General features: G+C 57.8%; 17 protein-coding genes and 2 tRNA genes. 1 reads left to right on the plus strand and 18 read right to left on the minus strand.

Annotated elements, in window-relative coordinates:
* Positions 1 to 134: 134 nt before the first annotated feature.
* The 15 genes from pnp to rlmE all read right to left on the minus strand — a co-directional run bounded on the left by pnp (position 135) and on the right by rlmE (position 15,434).
* Positions 135 to 2,240: a polyribonucleotide nucleotidyltransferase gene (gene pnp / locus ACYZTL_RS11715; protein ID WP_008024453.1), complete on the minus strand. Its 2,106-nt coding sequence runs from the start codon at positions 2,238 to 2,240 to the stop codon at positions 135 to 137.
* A gap of 195 nt (positions 2,241 to 2,435) precedes the next feature.
* Positions 2,436 to 2,705, minus strand: a complete 270-nt coding sequence (gene rpsO / locus ACYZTL_RS11720; RefSeq protein ID WP_003177875.1) for a 30S ribosomal protein S15 — start codon at positions 2,703 to 2,705, stop codon at positions 2,436 to 2,438.
* A gap of 117 nt (positions 2,706 to 2,822) precedes the next feature.
* Positions 2,823 to 3,740, minus strand: a complete 918-nt coding sequence (gene truB / locus ACYZTL_RS11725) for a tRNA pseudouridine(55) synthase TruB (protein WP_461951924.1) — start codon at positions 3,738 to 3,740, stop codon at positions 2,823 to 2,825.
* 3 nt (positions 3,741 to 3,743) lie between these two features.
* Entirely contained in the window at positions 3,744 to 4,145 is a 402-nt protein-coding gene (gene rbfA / locus ACYZTL_RS11730; protein WP_461951925.1) for a 30S ribosome-binding factor RbfA, read from the minus strand.
* A gap of 159 nt (positions 4,146 to 4,304) precedes the next feature.
* Entirely contained in the window at positions 4,305 to 6,833 is a 2,529-nt protein-coding gene (gene infB, locus ACYZTL_RS11735; protein WP_461951926.1) for a translation initiation factor IF-2, read from the minus strand.
* Between the two features lie 27 nt (positions 6,834 to 6,860).
* Entirely contained in the window at positions 6,861 to 8,342 is a 1,482-nt protein-coding gene (gene nusA / locus ACYZTL_RS11740; RefSeq protein ID WP_007900474.1) for a transcription termination factor NusA, read from the minus strand.
* Between the two features lie 47 nt (positions 8,343 to 8,389).
* Complete coding sequence (gene rimP, locus ACYZTL_RS11745; RefSeq protein WP_032828556.1) at positions 8,390 to 8,848, minus strand: ribosome maturation factor RimP; 459 nt, start codon at positions 8,846 to 8,848, stop codon at positions 8,390 to 8,392.
* Positions 8,849 to 8,986: 138 nt separating this feature from the next.
* Positions 8,987 to 9,063, minus strand: a tRNA-Met gene (locus tag ACYZTL_RS11750).
* Between the two features lie 96 nt (positions 9,064 to 9,159).
* A tRNA-Leu gene (locus tag ACYZTL_RS11755) sits at positions 9,160 to 9,245 on the minus strand.
* A 22-nt stretch (positions 9,246 to 9,267) separates the two neighbouring features.
* Complete coding sequence (gene secG / locus ACYZTL_RS11760) at positions 9,268 to 9,651, minus strand: preprotein translocase subunit SecG (protein ID WP_017336473.1); 384 nt, start codon at positions 9,649 to 9,651, stop codon at positions 9,268 to 9,270.
* 4 nt (positions 9,652 to 9,655) lie between these two features.
* Positions 9,656 to 10,411 carry a triose-phosphate isomerase gene (gene tpiA / locus ACYZTL_RS11765; RefSeq protein ID WP_461951927.1) on the minus strand — a complete coding sequence of 252 codons (756 nt, stop codon included), beginning with the start codon at positions 10,409 to 10,411 and terminating at the stop codon, positions 9,656 to 9,658.
* 66 nt (positions 10,412 to 10,477) lie between these two features.
* Positions 10,478 to 11,815 (minus strand): phosphoglucosamine mutase, encoded by a 1,338-nt coding sequence (gene glmM / locus ACYZTL_RS11770; protein ID WP_461951928.1) that lies wholly within the window; start codon positions 11,813 to 11,815, stop codon positions 10,478 to 10,480.
* 16 nt (positions 11,816 to 11,831) lie between these two features.
* On the minus strand, positions 11,832 to 12,683 hold the full coding sequence (gene folP / locus ACYZTL_RS11775) for a dihydropteroate synthase (protein WP_461951929.1): 852 nt from the start codon (positions 12,681 to 12,683) through the stop codon (positions 11,832 to 11,834).
* 8 nt (positions 12,684 to 12,691) lie between these two features.
* Positions 12,692 to 14,602 (minus strand): ATP-dependent zinc metalloprotease FtsH, encoded by a 1,911-nt coding sequence (ftsH, locus tag ACYZTL_RS11780; RefSeq protein WP_017336469.1) that lies wholly within the window; start codon positions 14,600 to 14,602, stop codon positions 12,692 to 12,694.
* A 202-nt stretch (positions 14,603 to 14,804) separates the two neighbouring features.
* Positions 14,805 to 15,434 (minus strand): 23S rRNA (uridine(2552)-2'-O)-methyltransferase RlmE, encoded by a 630-nt coding sequence (gene rlmE, locus ACYZTL_RS11785; protein WP_461951930.1) that lies wholly within the window; start codon positions 15,432 to 15,434, stop codon positions 14,805 to 14,807.
* Between the two features lie 101 nt (positions 15,435 to 15,535).
* Here rlmE and ACYZTL_RS11790 point away from each other — a divergent pair, with 101 nt between their 5' ends.
* The gene (locus ACYZTL_RS11790) at positions 15,536 to 15,844 is read left to right on the plus strand and encodes a YhbY family RNA-binding protein (protein ID WP_007942889.1); all 309 of its coding nucleotides are present in this window, start codon (positions 15,536 to 15,538) and stop codon (positions 15,842 to 15,844) included.
* A gap of 9 nt (positions 15,845 to 15,853) precedes the next feature.
* Here the strand turns inward: ACYZTL_RS11790 and ACYZTL_RS11795 are convergent, their stop codons facing one another.
* The 3 genes from ACYZTL_RS11795 to carB are packed head-to-tail and all read right to left on the minus strand — an operon-like array spanning position 15,854 to position 19,981.
* On the minus strand, positions 15,854 to 16,258 hold the full coding sequence (locus ACYZTL_RS11795; RefSeq protein ID WP_461951931.1) for an MFS transporter: 405 nt from the start codon (positions 16,256 to 16,258) through the stop codon (positions 15,854 to 15,856).
* Positions 16,259 to 16,286: 28 nt separating this feature from the next.
* Complete coding sequence (gene greA, locus ACYZTL_RS11800; protein WP_461951932.1) at positions 16,287 to 16,763, minus strand: transcription elongation factor GreA; 477 nt, start codon at positions 16,761 to 16,763, stop codon at positions 16,287 to 16,289.
* Positions 16,760 to 19,981, minus strand: a complete 3,222-nt coding sequence (gene carB / locus ACYZTL_RS11805) for a carbamoyl-phosphate synthase large subunit (RefSeq protein WP_461951933.1) — start codon at positions 19,979 to 19,981, stop codon at positions 16,760 to 16,762. Before carB ends, greA begins: the two co-directional genes overlap by 4 nt.
* Positions 19,982 to 20,074 lie beyond the last annotated feature (93 nt).

A 20,074-nucleotide genomic window follows, 5' to 3' on the forward strand; every position in this document is an offset into this window, starting at 1 on the left:
AGCTAAACCTAGCACCGGGATGGGGGACGGGCAAATTCACAAATCGTCGCCAATCTTTGCAGACAAAAAAATGCCCCGCAGTTTTCACTGCAGGGCATTTTTTATAACGTTGAAGCGGTCAGGCGTGGGGGTAATTAAACGCCCGAAGCCTTGGCTGCTGCTACGTCTTTGATGGACAGCTTGATACGGCCGCGGTTGTCCACGTCCAGTACCAGCACTTCCACTTCCTGGCCTTCTTTCAGGATGTCGGTCACTTTCTCAACGCGAGCATCGCTCAGCATCGAGATGTGGACCAGACCGTCCTTGCCCGGCAGGATGTTGACGAATGCGCCGAAGTCGACGATGCGCTCAACCTTACCGACGTAGATCTTACCGATTTCAGCTTCTGCGGTGATGCCCAGAACGCGCTGACGTGCTGCTTCAGCCGCTTCCTTGGTTTCGCCGAAGATCTTGATCGAGCCGTCGTCTTCGATGTCGATCGAAGCCTTGGTCTCTTCACAGATCGCACGAATGGTCGCGCCGCCTTTACCGATGACATCACGGATTTTGTCGGTGTCGATTTTCATCGCGATCATGGTCGGAGCGTTTTCCGACAATTCGGTACGCGACTGGCCAATGATCTGGTTCATCTGACCGAGGATGTTCAGGCGCGCTTCCAGGGCTTGGCCCAGAGCGATTTCCATGATCTCTTCGGTGATGCCCTTGATCTTGATGTCCATCTGCAGCGCGGTAACACCTTTGGCGGTACCGGCTACTTTGAAGTCCATGTCGCCGAGATGGTCTTCGTCACCCAGGATGTCGGTCAGGACGGCGAACTTCTCGCCTTCTTTAACCAGACCCATGGCGATACCGGCAACCGGTGCCTTCATCGGAACGCCGGCGTCCATCAGGGCCAGGGAAGCGCCGCAGACCGAAGCCATGGAGCTCGAACCGTTGGATTCGGTGATTTCCGACACAACACGGATGGTGTACGGGAATACGTCGGCAGCAGGCAGCATGGCCTGAACCGAACGACGGGCCAGACGGCCGTGACCGATTTCGCGACGACCAGCGCCACCCATGCGACCACACTCACCTACCGAGAACGGAGGGAAGTTGTAGTGCAGCATGAACGGGTCTTTTTTCTCGCCTTCCAGGGTGTCCAGCAGCTGTGCGTCACGGGCGGTGCCCAGAGTTGCAACAACCAGAGCCTGGGTTTCGCCACGGGTGAACAGTGCCGAACCGTGGGTCTTTGGCAGAACACCGACTTCGATGTTCAGCGGACGTACGGTCTTGGTGTCGCGGCCATCGATACGTGGCTTGCCGTTAACGATGTTTTCGCGAACGGTGCGGTATTCGATCTCGCCGAAAGCGGCTTTGACTTCAGAAGAGGAAGGCTGGCCTTCTTCACCGGACAGCTTGGCAACAACCTGATCCTTCAGCTCACCCAGGCGAGCGTAACGGTCGGCCTTGATGGTGATGGTGTAAGCCTGGGAGATCGCGTCGCCGAACTCGGCACGGATAGCGCCCAGCAGAGCAGTGGCTTCTGGCTGTGGAGCCCAGGTCCAGGTCGGCTTGGCAGCTTCGGCAGCCAGTTCTTTAACGGCGTTGATCACAACCTGGAACTCGTCGTGAGCAAACAGTACCGCGCCCAGCATCTGGTCTTCGGTCAGCTCTTTGGCTTCCGATTCAACCATCAGAACGGCTTCCGAAGTACCGGCAACGACCATGTCCAGGCTCGATGCTTTCAGTTGTTCGTAAGTCGGGTTCAGCAGGTAGCCGGTGCTTTCGTGGAACGCAACGCGGGCAGCGCCGATCGGGCCATCGAAAGGAATGCCGGAGATGGCCAGGGCAGCCGAAGTACCGATCATCGCAGCGATGTCCGGATCGGTCTTCTTGCTGGTGGACACGACGGTGCAGACAACCTGCACTTCGTTCATGAAGCCTTCAGGGAACAGCGGACGGATCGGACGGTCGATCAGTCGGGAAGTCAGGGTTTCTTTCTCGGAAGGACGGCCTTCGCGCTTGAAGAAACCGCCAGGGATCTTACCGGCAGCGTAAGTCTTTTCCTGGTAGTGAACGGACAGAGGGAAAAAGCCCTTGCCTGGATCGGCTTGCTTGGCACCGACTACGGTCACCAATACGCTGACGTCGTCGTCAACGGTGACCAATACTGCGCCGGAGGCCTGACGGGCGATACGGCCAGTCTCGAGGGTAACGGTCGACTGACCGAACTGGAATTTTTTGATTACCGGGTTCACGGTGTCCTACCTTCTTTTGTGGCTCTTGGGGAACTTGTCTTCTTGCGAAATTCTTGGGCAATGTCGGGAATCGGCCCAACGCCTGTCCAGGGTAAAACGTGTATCCAGATAAAACTTGAGGCTGGGAGCCTGCCATACGCCAGCGGGAAACCCACTGACGTACGACAGACAACCAACCTCTAGCGCAATCGCTTATTAGCGACGCAGACCCAGGCGACCGATCAGAGTCTGGTAACGACCCAGATCCTTGCCTTTCAGGTAGTCCAGCAGCTTACGGCGCTGGTTTACCATGCGGATCAGACCACGACGGGAGTGGTGATCTTTACCGTTGGCCTTGAAGTGACCTTGCAGCTTGTTGATGTTGTGGGTCAGCAGTGCAACTTGCACTTCTGGCGAACCAGTGTCACCAACAGCTTGCTGGTAGTCAGCTACGATTTGAGCTTTTTCTTGAACGTCGAGAGCCATGAGGCAATCCTTTTATCAGGAAACTGTTTCAGAAAAACAGCTTCAACAGGCCAGGGACAAATCCCTGTATCTAAAAATGAGTAGTGACCGTGCCTGTTAACAGCCACCCTCGTCCGGTCATTCTGACCGAATCAGTCGACGCGGCGCGATGCGCCCGTCTTCGCTCACTTCACCGATACCGATGAAGCGACCGTTGTGATCCTGTACCCGTACCATGCCGAACTTCGGTGCATCCGGGGCTCGTACCGGTTGGCCGTTGAGCCAGTAGAACGAGCTGTGCTCCGAGAACTGCAACAGTGGCCAATCCAGCAGGCCGCTGTCCGATGGCATCAGGAAGCGATCGACCGCTTCGTTGCCACCTTCGGCATGTACCGCTTCCAGCTCTTCAAGCGTGACCGTCTGCGCCAGGGTGAAAGGCCCGGCCTGGGTACGTCGCAATTCAGCAACGTAAGCGCCACAACCGAGTTGCTCACCAATATCCTCCACCAGGGTGCGGATATAGGTGCCTTTGCTGCAATCCACCGCAAGCCGCGCAGTATCACCTTCAAAGGCCAGCAATTCCAAGCGCGCAATAGTAACAGAACGCGGTTCGCGCTCCACTACTTCGCCTGCACGTGCCAGCTTGTACAGCGGTTGGCCATCACGCTTGAGCGCCGAGTACATCGGCGGTATCTGACTGATTTGCCCACGAAAATTCGGCAGTACCGCTTCGACATCGGAGCGACCAACGGTCACCGGGCGCTCCTGCAAAACCTCACCTTCAGCATCCGCCGTGGTGGTGGTTTTGCCCAGTTGCGCCAGTGTCTCGTAAGCCTTGTCGGAATCGAGCAGGTATTGCGAGAACTTGGTGGCCTCACCGAAGCACAACGGCAACACGCCGGTGGCCAGCGGATCGAGACTGCCGGTGTGCCCGGCCTTCTCGGCATTCAGCAACCAGCGAACCTTCTGCAGCGCCGCGTTGGAGGTGAACCCCAGCGGTTTGTCGAGCAGGATGATGCCGCTGACGTTACGACGGATACGTTTGACCTGAGCCACCGATTACTCCTTGGCGTCTTCGGCTTCTGCCGCAACCGGGTGCTGATTGTCTTCAGCCACTGCACGCTCGATCAGTGCCGACAGGTGCGCGCCACGCACGACGCTTTCGTCGTAGTGGAAGTGCAGCTGCGGAACGCTGCGCAACTTCATTTCGCGAGCCAACTGCATCCGCAGGAAACCGGCGGCGGAGTTGAGCACCTTGATGCTTTGCGCGATGTCCTCGGCGTTGTCCTGGCCCATCACGGTGATGAAGATCTTGGCGTGACCGACGTCACGGCTGACTTCAACAGCGGTAATGGTGACCAGGCCGACGCGCGGATCTTTGACTTCACGACGGATCAGCTGTGCCAGCTCGCGCTGCATCTGATCGCCGATACGTTGGGTACGGCTGTATTCTTTTGCCATGTCTTGTTACCTGTTACTGCCTCACGGTGAAACCCGTGGGGTCTGAAAGCGGCAAACGCCCGGCCTGACAAAAGCCAGACCGGGCGTTGCGTTTAGAGTCCTGACGCTGTGCCGCGCATCTGCATGCGGCGGCCCATCGTGGCCCTTGAAGTGCGCGAGTTAGAGGCTGCGAGCAACCTGAACCTTCTCGAAGACTTCGATCTTGTCACCGACTTTGACGTCGTTGTAGCTCTTCACGCCGATACCGCATTCCATGCCGGCACGTACTTCGGAAGCGTCATCCTTGAAGCGGCGCAGGGATTCCAGCTCGCCTTCGAAGATAACGATGTCTTCACGCAGTACACGGATTGGACGGTTACGGTGAACAACACCTTCGATAACCATGCAGCCGGCGATCGCGCCAAACTTCGGCGAACGGAACACGTCACGGACTTCAGCGGTACCCAGGATGTTCTCGCGAACATCGCTGCCCAGCATACCGGTTAGGGCTTTCTTGACGTCTTCGATGATGTCGTAGATCACGTTGTAGTAACGCATATCCAGACCTTCCTGCTCGACGATCTTGCGAGCGCCAGCATCGGCACGCACGTTGAAGCCGAACAGTACAGCGTTGGAGGCCAGTGCCAGGTTGGCGTCGGACTCGGTGATACCACCGACACCGCCACCGACAACACGCACTTGCACTTCGTCGTTACCCAGGCCGTTCAAGGCACCGTTCAACGCTTCCAGCGAACCACGGACGTCGGACTTGAGGACGATGTTGAGCGTCTTCTTCTCTTCCTGACCCATGTTCTCGAAGATGTTTTCAAGCTTGCCGGCGTGAGCACGGGCCAGTTTGACTTCGCGGAACTTGCCTTGACGGAACAGAGCCACTTCACGGGCTTTCTTCTCGTCGGCAACCACGCTCATCTCGTCGCCAGCGTCCGGAGTACCGTCCAGGCCGAGAATCTCGACAGGGATGGAAGGACCGGCCTCTTTAATTGGCTTGCCGTTCTCGTCGAGCATGGCACGTACACGGCCATAGTTCGAACCGACCAGCACCATGTCGCCTTGGCGCAGGGTACCGTCTTGAACCAGAACGGTTGCAACCGGGCCACGACCTTTGTCGAGACGCGATTCAACCACAACGCCACGGCCTGGAGCCGACGGAGTTGCTTTCAGTTCCAGAACTTCGGCTTGCAGCAGAACAGCTTCGAGCAACTCGTCCACGCCAGTACCGACTTTCGCCGAAACCGATACGAACGGGGTGTCGCCGCCCCACTCTTCCGAGGTCACGCCGTGAACCGACAGTTCGCTACGGATGCGGTCGAGATCGGCGCCCGGCTTGTCGATTTTGTTCACAGCTACAACCAGCGGAACACCGGCAGCCTTGGCGTGCTGAACGGCTTCAACAGTCTGCGGCATTACGCCGTCGTCCGCTGCAACCACCAGGATCACGATGTCGGTCGCCTTGGCACCACGAGCACGCATTGCGGTAAACGCGGCGTGACCCGGGGTGTCGAGGAAGGTGACCATGCCGCGTTCTGTTTCAACGTGGTACGCGCCGATGTGCTGGGTGATGCCGCCGGCTTCGCCTGCAGCTACCTTGGCACGACGGATGTAGTCGAGCAGCGAGGTCTTACCGTGGTCAACGTGGCCCATTACGGTCACGACTGGAGCACGGGAGAACGCTTCACCTTCAAACTTCAGGGACTCGGCCAGGGAATCTTCCAGGGCGGTGTCGCTGACCAGGGTCACTTTGTGGCCCAGCTCTTCAGCAACCAGCTGAGCAGTTTCCTGATCCAGTACCTGGTTGATGGTCGCTGGAGTACCCAGTTTGAACATGAACTTGATGATTTCAGCAGCCTTGACCGACATCTGCTGGGCGAGATCGCCAACAGTGATGGTCTCGCCGATCTTCACTTCGCGCACTACAGGGCCGGTTGGGCTCTGGAAACCGTGAGCGTTGCGTTTCTTCAGCTTGGCCTTGCCGCGACCACCACGACGGAAGCCATCGCTTTCTTCGTCGGTAGTACGTGGCGCGACACGTGGAGCAGGCGCTTTCTCTTTGACCGAAGCACGATGCGGAGCGTTTTTGCGCTCGCCATCGCCACTGCCACGACGATTGCTATCGTCGGCACGTGGTTTGTCCGGACGGCGCTGTTCGTTCTGCTTGTTGCGAACGTCAGCAGACGGAGCAGGTGCAGCGGCAACAACCGGTGCGCTTTCACGCACTGGCTCGGCAACTGCAACCGGCGCTGCAACGGCGTCGTTGGAAGCGGTTTGCGCAGCAGCAGGCTGGCGACGCGCTTCTTCTTCGGCGCGACGCTTGGCTTCTTCTTCAGCCTTCTGACGGGCAGCATTTTCTACTGCGCGACGTTCTTCCAGTTCGCGTTTGCGCTCGGCTTCGATTTCTTCCGGGCTGCGCTGTACGAAAACTTTCTTTTTACGGACTTCAACACTGATGCTTTTGCTGCCAGCAACACGCAGGGTGCTGGTGGTTTTACGCTGCAGTGTGATCTTGCGTGGTTCTTCCACTTTCGCCTTGTGGCTGCTTTTCAAGTGAGTCAGCAAAGATTGCTTCTCACTGTCAGTCACATGTTCTTCGGCGGCGGTGTGCGGCAGACCTGCCTCACGCATCTGCTGCAACAGGCGCTCTACCGGTGTTTTGACCTCATCGGCCAGTTGTTTCACCGTGACTTGCGTCATGCACTTCTCTCCTCAGGCCGCGCCTAATTACTCGAACCAGTGGGCTCGGGCGGCCATGATCAACTTGCCGGCACGATCATCGTCAATGCCGTCGATGTCGAGCAGGTCGTCAATAGACTGCTCGGCCAGGTCTTCGCGGGTAATTACGCCGCGCACCGCCAGTTCCATCGCCAAATCCTTGTCCATACCCTCAAGCGAGAGCAGGTCTTCGGCCGGATGGGCGTCTGCCAGCTTTTCCTCAGTAGCGATGGCTTTGGTCAACAAACGATCCTTGGCACGAGCGCGAAGCTCGTTGACGGTTTCTTCGTCAAAGCCGTCGATGTTGAGCATTTCTTCCAACGGTACGTAGGCAATCTCTTCCAGGCTGGTGAAGCCTTCATCTACCAGCACCTGCGCCAGATCTTCGTCGACTTCCAGCTCGTCGATGAAGTTGCGCAGGATGTCGCCGGTTTCTGCTTGCTGCTTAGCCTGGATGTCCGATTCGGTCATCACGTTCAGGGTCCAGCCAGTCAACTGGCTAGCCAGACGCACGTTCTGACCACCGCGACCGATGGCCTGAGCCAGATTGTCTGCGCCAACGGCGATGTCCATTGCATGGGCATCTTCGTCAACGATAATTGCCGCAACCTCAGCCGGGGACATGGCGTTGATTACGAACTGAGCCGGGTTATCGTCCCACAGGACGATGTCCACACGCTCACCGCCCAACTCACCCGACACTGCCTGGACGCGCGAACCGCGCATACCGATGCAAGCGCCCTGCGGGTCGATGCGTTTGTCCTTGGAGCGGACCGCGATCTTGGCGCGCGAACCCGGGTCACGGGAGGCAGCCATTACTTCGATCAGGCCTTCAGCGATTTCCGGCACTTCGATGCGGAACAACTCGATCAGCATTTCCGGCGCAGTACGCGACAGGATCAGCTGCGGGCCGCGGTTCTCGGTGCGGATTTCCTTGAGCAGCGCACGCAAGCGCACGCCAACCCGGAAGGTTTCGCGAGAGATGATGTCTTCACGAGCCAGCAACGCTTCAGCGTTGTTGCCCAGGTCGACGATCACGTTGTCGCGGGTCACTTTCTTCACGGTGCCGGAGATGATTTCCCCCAGGCGCTCGCGATAGGCATCAACGACTTGAGCACGCTCGGCTTCGCGAACTTTCTGCACAATGACTTGCTTGGCAGTCTGTGCCGCGATACGGCCGAATTCGATGGATTCGATTTTTTCTTCGACTACATCGCCAACCTTGGCGCCAGGATGCGTTTCGGCAACCTTGCTCGGCCAGGTTTCGATGGCCGGATCGTCCAGGTCTGCTTCTTCGACAACCGTCCAGCGACGGAATGTCTCGTAAGCACCGGTGTGGCGATTGATTTCCACACGCAGATCGACTTCGTCCTCAAACCGCTTTTTGGTAGCGGTGGCCAGAGCCAGCTCCAGCGCTTCAAAAATTACGTTTGCCGGTACGCCCTTTTCATTGGATACCGACTCAACAACCAGCAGTACTTCTTTGCTCATCGTACGCCTCGCCTTTCGCAAGCCATTGGATCCGCGGGATCCGCGTCTCAGTCAAAACTGGGAATAATGTTGGCCTTGTCGATCATATCGATCGGCAACAGGAATTCATGGTCTTCAACCTGCACCACGACGTCCTGCTCTTCTACACCGCGCAGAAGGCCCTGAAAGTTGCGTCGTCCTTCAAAAGGCGAGCGCAGCCTGATCTTCACTTGTTCACCGGCAAATTTTGCAAACTGCTCAATAGTGAACAGTGGGCGTTCCATGCCAGGCGAGGAAACTTCAAGGGTGTATTCAACGGCGATTGGATCTTCAACATCCAGGACACCGCTGATCTGACGGCTGACGATGGCGCAATCGTCCACCAGCACGCCGCCTTCTTTATCAATATAAACGCGCAACATTGAGTGGCGACCTTGAGCCGAGAACTCAATACCCCAGCATTCATAGCCTAGGGCCACGACCACCGGGGCCAACAAGGCCTGCAACTCTTCTAGCTTGCTCGACACCTGAACCCCCTCGTGCATGTATGTGCATGCTATGCAAAATAAAAAAATGGGCGAAACGCCCATCCTTGAAACGCCGTCGAACAGCGGCGTAGAAAGTGTCCAGCTAACAAAAAGCCCCTTAAAAGGGGCTCCTTAAACTGGTTGCGGGGGCCGGATTTGAACCGACGACCTTCGGGTTATGAGCCCGACGAGCTACCAGACTGCTCCACCCCGCGACAAAGCTGGGGCGGAAGTATACGACCGATCCCTGACAGGGTCAATGTAACCTTCCACCTACAAGAAAGCCCGCAACAGCGGGCTCTCCTGATAATTGGTACCGAGAAGGGGACTCGAACCCCTACACCCTATGGGCACAACCACCTCAAGGTTGCGTGTCTACCAATTCCACCACCTCGGCAATACTACGTTTGAAACCCTTCTTACTTTTGCTCTTGAGCTGGAGGTACGTCAGTCGCTGGAGTAGCCGACTTTTGCTCTTGAAGCACCGGTACATCATCAGAAGCCGGTTGTTGCTTTGGAACTTCCAACACTGCCGGGTTTGGCAAACCTACTTGAGTCAGCTGGTGAGCCTTCTCTTTAGCAAAGTAACCTAACCCCAAGCTGGTTATGAAGAAACCGGCGGCAAGTATAGCAGTAAACTTACTAAGAAAGGTAGAGGAACCTTGGCTTCCGAACACAGTATTTGAAGCACCTGCTCCGAAAGACGCGCCAGCATCCGCACCTTTACCCTGCTGCAGCAATACCAGAGCAACTACGCCCAATGCACCCAGCAGATGAAAAACGACTACGACTGTTTCCAGCATTTTTTCAGTTTCCCGCGGCGCGACAAATCGCACCGAACTCATCTGCATTCAGGGAAGCTCCACCAATGAGCCCCCCATCGATATCCGGCATGCCGAACAGTTCGACCGCATTGGCCGCCTTCACGCTGCCGCCGTATAGAAGCCGCACACCTTGTGCGACCTCAGAATTCTCTGCCGCCAACTGAGCGCGAATGGCTGCATGCACATCCTGCGCCTGTTGCGGCGAAGCAGTCAGCCCGGTGCCAATGGCCCAGACCGGCTCGTAAGCAATTACTGCGTTTGCAAAAACACCGACACCCAGCTCCTCAATGATACTGCCAAGCTGACGCCCGACAACCTCAAGAGTTTTCCCGGCTTCACGCTGCTCCAGGGTTTCCCCTATGCACAACACCGGAATCAAGCCACATGCCTGCGCCGCTGCGAACTTGCGAATCAGCATACCGTCCTGCTCGCCCATTATCTGGCGGCGCTCGGAATGCCCGACAAGTACCAGGGAACAACCTGCATCCACCAACTGACTCGGCGCAACCTCACCGGTCAATGCGCCTTGCCCGGATTCCACCGCAGAGTTCTGCGCGCCGACCGAAATCGACTTTCCTTTCAGGCCATCAATCACTTGATTGATATGCAGGAAAGGCGGGAATACCGCGACATCAACATCGCCCGGCAAGGCCAATTGACGAAGGCCATTGATCAGCTCAACGACGCTGGCGCGGGTACCGTGCATCTTCCAGTTACCAGCTACCATAGTGCGACGCATGCTGTACCTCGTCGGTCAAAGTGGGCGCAGATGTTACCCAACACAATCATGGCTGGCAAGCCGAATTCAGGCAGAAACTTCAGTAACCAGTTTTGCCAGCTCTTCGGCGTAGCCGCGAACCTGTGTTTCGTCCTCGCCTTCGACCATGACGCGCACCAACGGCTCCGTGCCGGACTTGCGCAACAGCACGCGTCCACGCCCCCCCATGGCTTTGGTCACGCGCTCACTGGCCTCTTTGACCGACGAATGATCCAGCGGGCTCGCGCCACCGCCAAACCGTACGTTGATCAGCACCTGAGGGCACTTGCGCAGCGCCTGCCGGGCTTGACCCAGACCCTCGGAGCGACGCTTCAGCGCCATCAGCACCTGCAGCGCAGCAATAATTGCGTCACCCGTCGTGGTGTGATTGAAGCAGACGATATGCCCTGAGTTTTCACCACCTACGAGCCAGTTGCGCTCTAGCAGATCCGCGATCACATAACGGTCACCGACGTTGGCACGCACAAACGGAATCGACAGATCTGCGAGGGCCAATTCCAGCCCCAGGTTGCTCATCAATGTCCCGACCACACCGCCCTTCAACAGATCACGCTCATGCAGGTCGCGAGCAATGATGAACAAAAGTTCGTCACCATCGACGACGGCGCCTGTGTGATCGACCATCAGAACCCGATCGCCATCACCGTCGAACGCAATGCCCAGATCGGCGTGCTCGGCCAGCACGGCAGCCTGCAGCTGACCCATATGGGTCGAACCGCAGTTATCATTGATGTTCAGGCCGTTCGGCTGCGCGGAAAGCACAACGACTTCGGCACCCAACTCACGGAATACGCTAGGCGCCACTTTGTAGACCGCGCCATGAGCGCAATCGATCACGATCTTCAAGCCCGAAAAGCTGGTGCCTGTCGGCACACTGCTCTTACAAAATTCAATGTAACGGCCCGAGGCGTCGTTGATTCGCGAGACCTTGCCGATCTTGCTCGACTCAACCACGGTCATCGGGGTGTCGAGCAATTCTTCGATCATATGCTCGACTTCATCCGGCAGCTTGGTGCCCTTTCCGGAGAAAAACTTGATGCCGTTATCGTCGTGAGGATTGTGCGAGGCACTGATCACGATCCCGGCTTCGGCATGGAACGTACGCGTCAAATAAGCGATGGCCGGGGTCGGCATCGGGCCCAGGAGCATCACGTCGGCACCCGCCGAAGTCAGCCCGGCCTCGAGCGCCGATTCGAACATGTACCCGGATATCCGGGTGTCCTTGCCCACCAGCACCTTACAGGCGCCCATTTTGCGGAACGCCATGCCCGCAGCCCAACCGAGCTTGAGCATGAATTCAGGAGTAATCGGATATTCGCCGACCCGACCACGAATCCCGTCGGTGCCAAAGTATTTTTTAGTCATAAGTACTCCATCATTCTTATTCGGCTGATTCCACTGCGGCGATCATTCGCACCAGATCGACGGTTTCGGCCACATCATGGACGCGCAATATACGCGCCCCCTTGAATGAAGCCAGTGCCGCGAGCGCCAGGCCACCATACAGTCGCTCTCCGACCGGGCGATTCAACGCTTGCCCTATCATGCTCTTGCGCGAAACCCCGACCAACAGGGGCCGCCCGAAGACATGCAGGGCTTCCATATGTTTGAACAAGCTTAGATTGTGCTGCAAGTTTTTTGCGAAGCCAAAACCCGGATCCAGGATGATCCGCTCAGCCGGAATTCCGACCGATGCACACTGAGCCATGCGCCCGGCGAGAAACTCGCCCACCTCTTTGGTCACGTCCTGATAATGCGGATTGTCCTGCATGTCGCCTGGCTCGCCGAGCATATGCATCAGGCAGACCGGCAAACCGGTGTCTGCCGCTGCGTCCAGGGCGCCTTCACGGCGCAACGCGCGAACGTCATTGATCAAACCCGCCCCCAGCCGCGCGGTTTCGCGCATGACGGCTGGCGTAGAGGTATCGACCGAGATAATCACATCCAGCTCGCGATTGATGCGCTCAACGATCGGCGCTACGCGCTCCAGCTCTTCGAGGGGTGAAACCGCCCTGGCACCGGGCCGTGTCGATTCGCCGCCAACATCAATCAGTGTCGCGCCAGCCAACACCATGGCTTCGGCGTGGCGCAAGGCCGCATCGAGCTGGCTGTATTGGCCGCCGTCGGAGAAGGAATCGGGAGTGACATTGAGAATGCCCATGACATGCGTCTGGGCCAAATCAAGAACCCGGTTGCCGCAAGGCAACCGGGTTGAGGACTGAACAAAAGTCATTTCAAACCTTAAACGTCAGCAGCTGGACCGCCGATCGGTGTTTCCGGACGCGGATCCTGCACTGCCGGAGGTGTTCCGGAAGTACCGGTGCCACCCGACCAGTCGCGAGGTTCGCGAGGCGTACGACCCGCCATGATGTCGTCGATCTGATCGGCATCGATCGTTTCATACTTCATCAAGGCATCAGCCATGGCGTCGAGCTTGTCACGGTTATCCGTGAGGATCTGCTTGGCCGTGCCGTAGCATTGGTCAATGATGCTGCGCACTTCGGAGTCGATAAGCTTGGCTGTCTCACCGGAGAAGCTTGCACTCTGACCACCGCCGCCGCGACCGAGGAACACTTCGCCCTCTTCTTCGGCGTACATCAACGGACCGAGCTTTTCCGACAGACCCCACTTGGTCACCATGTTCCGTGCAATCTGACTGGCACGCATGATGTCGTTGGACGCACCAGTGGTCACACCGTCGAAGCCCAGGGTCATTTCTTCAGCGATACGGCCGCCGTACAGCGAGCAGATCTGACTGATCAATGCACGCTTGGACAGGCTGTAGCGATCTTCTTCCGGCAGGAACATGGTCACACCCAGCGCACGACCGCGCGGAATGATCGACACCTTGTAGACCGGATCATGTTCAGGCACGACGCGACCGACAATGGCGTGGCCTGCTTCGTGGTAAGCGGTGTTCTGCTTCTCTTTCTCGGACATGACCATGGATTTGCGCTCGGCGCCCATCATGATCTTGTCTTTAGCCAGCTCGAACTCTTTCATTTCGACGATGCGCTTGCCGGTACGGGCAGCGAACAACGATGCTTCGTTCACCAGGTTGGCAAGGTCGGCACCGGAGAAGCCAGGTGTACCACGCGCGATGACCGCAGGAGCGACATCGTCACCCATCGGCACTTTGCGCATGTGGACCTTGAGAATCTGCTCACGACCGCGGATATCCGGCAGACCGACCACGACCTGACGGTCGAAACGGCCCGGACGCAGCAACGCAGGGTCCAGTACGTCCGGACGGTTGGTTGCGGCGATGACGATGATGCCGTCATTCATTTCGAAGCCGTCCATCTCTACCAGCAACTGGTTGAGGGTCTGTTCGCGCTCGTCGTGACCGCCGCCCATACCGGCACCACGGTGGCGACCGACGGCGTCGATTTCATCGATGAAGATGATGCATGGCGCGTGCTTCTTGGCCTGTTCGAACATATCGCGAACACGGCTGGCACCGACGCCGACGAACATTTCGACGAAATCGGAACCGGAAATGGTGAAGAACGGCACTTTGGCTTCGCCGGCAATCGCCTTGGCCAGCAAGGTTTTACCGGTACCCGGAGGACCGACCATCAGCACGCCGCGAGGAATGCGACCGCCCAGACGCTGGAACTTGCCCGGATCACGGAGGAACTCGACCAGTTCGCCGACTTCTTCCTTGGCTTCGTCGCAACCGGCAACGTCAGCCAGGGTGGTTTTCACCTGATCTTCGGACAGCAGGCGCGCCTTGCTCTTGCCGAAACTCATCGGCCCGCCCTTGCCTCCGGCACCGCCCTGCATCTGCCGCATGAAAAACATGAAGACGGCGATGATCACCAGGATCGGGAAGCTCGCGACCAGGAGTTGAGTCCAGATGCTTTGCTGTTCAGGCTGCTTGCCTTCGACTACCACGTGGTTGTCCACGAGGTCGCCGATCAGACCGTTGTCCTGGATAGCGGGACGGATGGTCTTGAAGCTGTCGCCATCGTTGCGCTTACCGGTAATCACATAGCCATCAACGGCTACGCGCTCGACCTTGCCATCCTTGACCTGCTGGATGAAGTCGGAATAGTTGAGGGTCTGCGGCTCGTTAGGGCTGGAGAAGTTGTTCATCACTGTCACCAGGACAGCCGCGATGATCAACCACAGGATCAGATTCTTTGCCATATCGTTCAATTAACTACCCTCTGAAGCAAGCTCCGCTAATGGCGCGCGCTTCGCATGATATTCACCGGCCTAACTTACTACATTACGTACGGCTCTGGCAGGCGCCGTCTGTAACCCTTTGTGAAACACTTTCTACACAATATTCGCTATTTCCCACAGGGCGAAATACGAAAATCCTATCGACCCGCAAAAAAGCCTCGATTTACTCACTACGGCCGCGGTAGCCCCAAGCCAGCATGTATTGCTCGCGGGAACTGCCACGGGAAGAGTCCGGCTTGATCATCTGGACCTTGTCGAATTTCTGACGAGCGTCCTTCACGTAAGCATCAAACCCTTCGCCCTGAAACACCTTGATCACGAAATTACCACCCGGCTTGAGTATCCGAGCCGCCAGATCAAGAGCCAGCTCACATAGAAACATGGCTTTTGGCATGTCCACCTCAGGCGTACCACTCATATTGGGGGCCATATCGGAAATCACAAGGTCCACCTGCGAATTACCCACGGCTTCAAGGATCTCAGCGAGCACTTCGTCCTGGGTGAAGTCACCCTGGATGAAAGTCACGTCCGGAATGCTGTCCATTTCCAGGATGTCCGAGGCGATCAGACGCCCCTGACCACCGATCAGCCGACTAGTGACCTGCGACCAGCCGCCGGGCGCCGCACCCAGGTCGACAACACTCATACCCGGACGGATCAGCTTGTATTTCTCCTGGACCTCCAGAAGCTTGTAACTCGCACGCGAGCGGTAACCATCCTTCTGCGCCTGCTTCACATAGGGATCATTGACATGTCTTTTCAGCCAACCAAGGCTTGTCTTGGAACGCGCCATTGGGCACCTCGATGATAAGGGTCGTGATTAATTGGGCGGATCCACGAACCCTCGGGTAAAATGGCCGCCATTTTACAGAATACAGACGAAAGGGTCAGATTATGCCGCTCACTCAAGAGCAGAAGAAACAGTACAAATCCATTGGCCACCATCTGAAACCAGTTTTGATTGTGGCTGACAACGGTTTGACTGAAGGTGTGTTAGCCGAACTTGAACGCGCTTTGGCGGATCACGAGCTGATCAAAATCAAGCTCAACATCCTCGATCGCGAATCGCGCCTGGCGTCCATTGCAGAACTCTGCAAGGTCGGCAAAGCGGATCTGGTTCAGGTCATCGGCAAGATGGCACTGATTTACCGCAAGAACTTCAGCGTCAACAAGCAGCTGTCGAACGTCCATCGCTTCAAGTGATGGCAAGGGTCAAGGGTGTGCTTCGCGCACCCTGCCGCTCCATCCCGGCACTGGCTGCAAAACCAGCACCAACCCGGAAAAACCCAGAACAAGATAGCTGAACACCTGCCAACGCACTGCATCCGGCCAGCCGATACGCACCGCGAAAAACATCGCGCACGCATACAACGCCATCAGCAGCAGTTGCCCGCGAATATCGCGCCATAGACTGGCAAGGCCATCGGCCTGAACCAGCACCAAAGCCTGAAAAAATACACACGCCGAGGCGAAACCCACCACCAGCGAGTTCAGCTCGCCTGCAATTTCGTCGATCAGCAGCGGCGCCAGGCCAATTTGGCCCAGCACCGGCAGCAGACCGATGTGCAACAGCCACAGGCCGCCAACCCACAACATCTGAGTCAACTGCCAAAGCATGGCGCCCGCACGCAGCGGGCGCCTTCTTTCAGATATGGCGGACTTCGACAATCTCGTACTCGATAACGCCACCTGGCGTCTTCACGGCGACCACATCACCCTCTTCCTTGGCAATCAAGGCGCGGGCCAATGGCGAACCTACCGAAATCTTGCCGAGTTTGAAGTCAGCCTCATCCTCACCCACGATGTGGTAAGTGACGCGCTCATCCGTCTCGACGTTGGCGATTTCAACGGTAGTGCCGAAAATCACTTTGCCGGTGCGAGGAATGGTCGTGACGTCGATGATGACCTGATTCTGAATCCGGCCTTCGATGTCACGAATCCGCGCCTCGACCATACCTTGCTGCTCGCGAGCAGCGTGGTATTCGGCGTTTTCCTTCAAGTCACCCAACTCGCGGGCCGTGCCGATATCCTGGCTGAGCTTCGGACGGACGACCTTGGTCAGGTGAGCGTGTTCTTCTTCCAGGGCTTTCGCACCCTGGACGGTCATTGGGTACTTGATCATGCCTTCAATCCTGCGTGTAGATCCTGCAAGCGGCGCACGGTCTTCTCGGGACCGAACTTCAGCGCTTCGCAGATGGCTTCGCCAGCAGCAATGGTGGTGGTGCAGTAGATCTTGTGCTGCAAGGCATTACGACGAATGGAGTACGAGTCAGCGATCGACTGGCGACCTTCAGTGGTGTTGATGATCAGGGTGACTTCGTCATTTTTGATCATGTCGACCACGTGAGGACGGCCTTCGGTCACCTTGTTCACACGACGCACTTTCAGGCCTGCGGCCTCGATCAGCTTGGCAGTACCGGCAGTGGCAACCACTTCGAAGCCCAAGTTGATCAGATCACGGGCCACGCCTGCAACCAGTGGCTTGTCGTCGTCACGCACGCTGATGAACGCAGTACCGCCGGTCGGCAGCACTTCGCTGGCGCCCATTTGGGCCTTGGCGAACGCTTCGCCGAAGGTGTCACCCACGCCCATCACTTCACCGGTGGACTTCATCTCTGGGCCGAGGATCGGGTCCACGCCAGGGAATTTGGCGAACGGGAACACCGCCTCTTTCACGCTGTAGAAGTTCGGAATGATTTCTTTGGTGAAGCCGATTTCTTTCAGGGTTTTACCGGCCATGACGCGTGCCGCGATCATTGCCAGGGAAACACCGATGCACTTGGACACGAACGGTACGGTACGGGAAGCGCGCGGGTTGACTTCGATGACGTAGATGTCTTCGCCTTGCAGCGCCAACTGAACGTTCATCAGGCCGACCACGCCCAGTTCCAGGGCCATTTTCTTGACCTGTTCGCGCATCTCGTCCTGGATGTGAACAGGCAACGAGTACGGCGGCAGGGAGCACGCGGAGTCACCGGAGTGAACGCCGGCCTGCTCGATGTGTTGCATGATCGCGCCGATCACCACGTCGGTGCCGTCGCAAACCGCATCCACGTCCATTTCGATGGCGCAGTTGAGGAAGTGGTCGAGCAGCACCGGGCTGTCGTTCGACACTTTCACCGCGTCACGCAGGTAGCGCTTGAGCTCTTCTTCTTCGTAGACGATTTCCATCGCGCGGCCGCCTAGTACGTAGGACGGACGCACCACCAGCGGGTAACCGATCTTGGCGGCGGCACGAATCGCTTCGTCTTCGCTGCGCACGGTGGCGTTTGGTGGCTGACGCAGGTTCAGACGCTCAACCATCTGCTGGAAGCGCTCACGGTCTTCGGCACGGTCGATGGCGTCAGGGCTGGTGCCGATAATCGGTACGCCAGCTTCTTCCAGAGCGCGAGCCAGTTTCAGCGGGGTCTGGCCGCCGTACTGGACGATCACGCCTTTCGGCTTCTCGACGCGGACGATTTCCAGCACGTCTTCCAGGGTTACCGGCTCGAAGTACAGGCGATCGGAGGTGTCGTAATCGGTGGAAACGGTTTCCGGGTTGCAGTTGACCATGATGGTCTCGTAACCGTCTTCGCGCAGGGCCAGTGCCGCGTGTACGCAGCAGTAGTCGAACTCGATGCCCTGGCCGATACGGTTTGGACCGCCGCCGAGGATCATGATCTTGTCGCGGCCCGACGGTGCGGCTTCGCACTCTTCCTCGTACGTCGAGTAGAGGTAAGCGGTGTCGGTGGCGAACTCGGCCGCGCAGGTGTCAACGCGCTTGTAGACCGGGTAAACCTCGAGCTTGTGACGGTGACGACGCAAGGCCTTCTCGGTCACGCCCAGCAGCTTGGCCAGTCGCATGTCGGAGAAGCCTTTGCGCTTGAGACGGAACATCACGTCGCGGTCGATGCTGGCCAGACCCAGGGTCTTGACCTTCTCTTCTTCCTTGATCAGATCTTCGATCTGCACCAGGAACCACGGGTCGATCATGTTCATGCCGAAGATGTCTTCGACCGACAGGCCGGCGCGGAAGGCGTCAGCCACGTACCAGATACGCTCGGCGCCCGGCACGGTCAGTTCGCGCTTGAGCACGCTCATGCTTTCCGGGTTGCTCAGGTCGACCTTCTCGTCCAGACCGCAAACGCCGACTTCCAGGCCGCGCAGAGCTTTCTGCAGGGATTCCTGGAAGGTCCGGCCGATGGCCATGACTTCACCGACCGACTTCATTTGAGTGGTCAGGCGTGCGTCGGCTTTCGGGAATTTCTCGAAGGCGAAGCGTGGCAGCTTGGTGACGACGTAGTCGATCGACGGTTCGAAGGAAGCCGGAGTCTTGCCGCCGGTGATGTCGTTCGACAGCTCGTCGAGGGTGTAACCCACCGCCAGTTTGGCCGCGACTTTGGCAATCGGGAAACCGGTGGCTTTCGACGCCAGGGCCGAGGAACGGGAAACCCGCGGGTTCATCTCGATGACGACCATGCGGCCCGTGTCCGGGCAGATGCCGAACTGGACGTTGGAACCGCCGGTTTCCACGCCGATCTCGCGCAGGACCGCCAGGGAGGCGTTACGCAGGATCTGGTATTCCTTGTCGGTCAGGGTCTGTGCCGGCGCAACAGTGATCGAGTCACCGGTGTGCACGCCCATCGGGTCAAAGTTTTCGATGGAGCAGACGATGATGCAGTTGTCCTTCTTATCGCGGACAACCTCCATTTCGTATTCTTTCCAGCCGATCAGGGATTCGTCGATCAGCAGCTCTTTGGTCGGCGAAAGGTCCAGACCACGGGCGCAGATTTCTTCGAACTCTTCACGGTTGTAAGCGATACCGCCGCCGGTGCCGCCCATGGTGAAGGACGGACGGATGATGCACGGGAAGCCCAGGCGCTCAAGAACGGCGTTGGCTTCTTCCATGCTGTGGGCGATGCCCGAGCGCGGGCAGTCCAGGCCGATGGATTTCATCGCCTTGTCGAAGCGCGAACGGTCTTCAGCCTTGTCGATGGTGTCAGCGTTGGCGCCGATCATCTCTACGCCGAACTTCTCCAGAACGCCTTCGCGCTCCAGGTCCAGTGCGCAGTTCAGAGCGGTCTGACCGCCCATGGTCGGCAGCAGCGCGTCCGGACGTTCTTTCTCGATGATCTTGGCAACGGTCTGCCACTTGATCGGTTCGATGTAGGTGGCGTCGGCCATGGCCGGATCGGTCATGATGGTGGCCGGGTTGGAGTTCACCAGGATGACGCGGTAACCCTCTTCGCGCAGGGCTTTGCAGGCCTGGGCACCGGAGTAGTCGAATTCGCAGGCCTGGCCGATAACGATCGGGCCAGCGCCGAGAATCAGGATGCTTTTAATGTCTGTACGTTTTGGCATGGGTTTGTCACTCAAATCCGCAGGTCAGTCGGCAAGCCGTCTTGTTCAATCTGTGAAGCCTTGAGGGGGCCGCCGGTGTCGGGACCGCCCTCA

Source organism: Pseudomonas sp. LB3P81 (assembly GCF_054897965.1).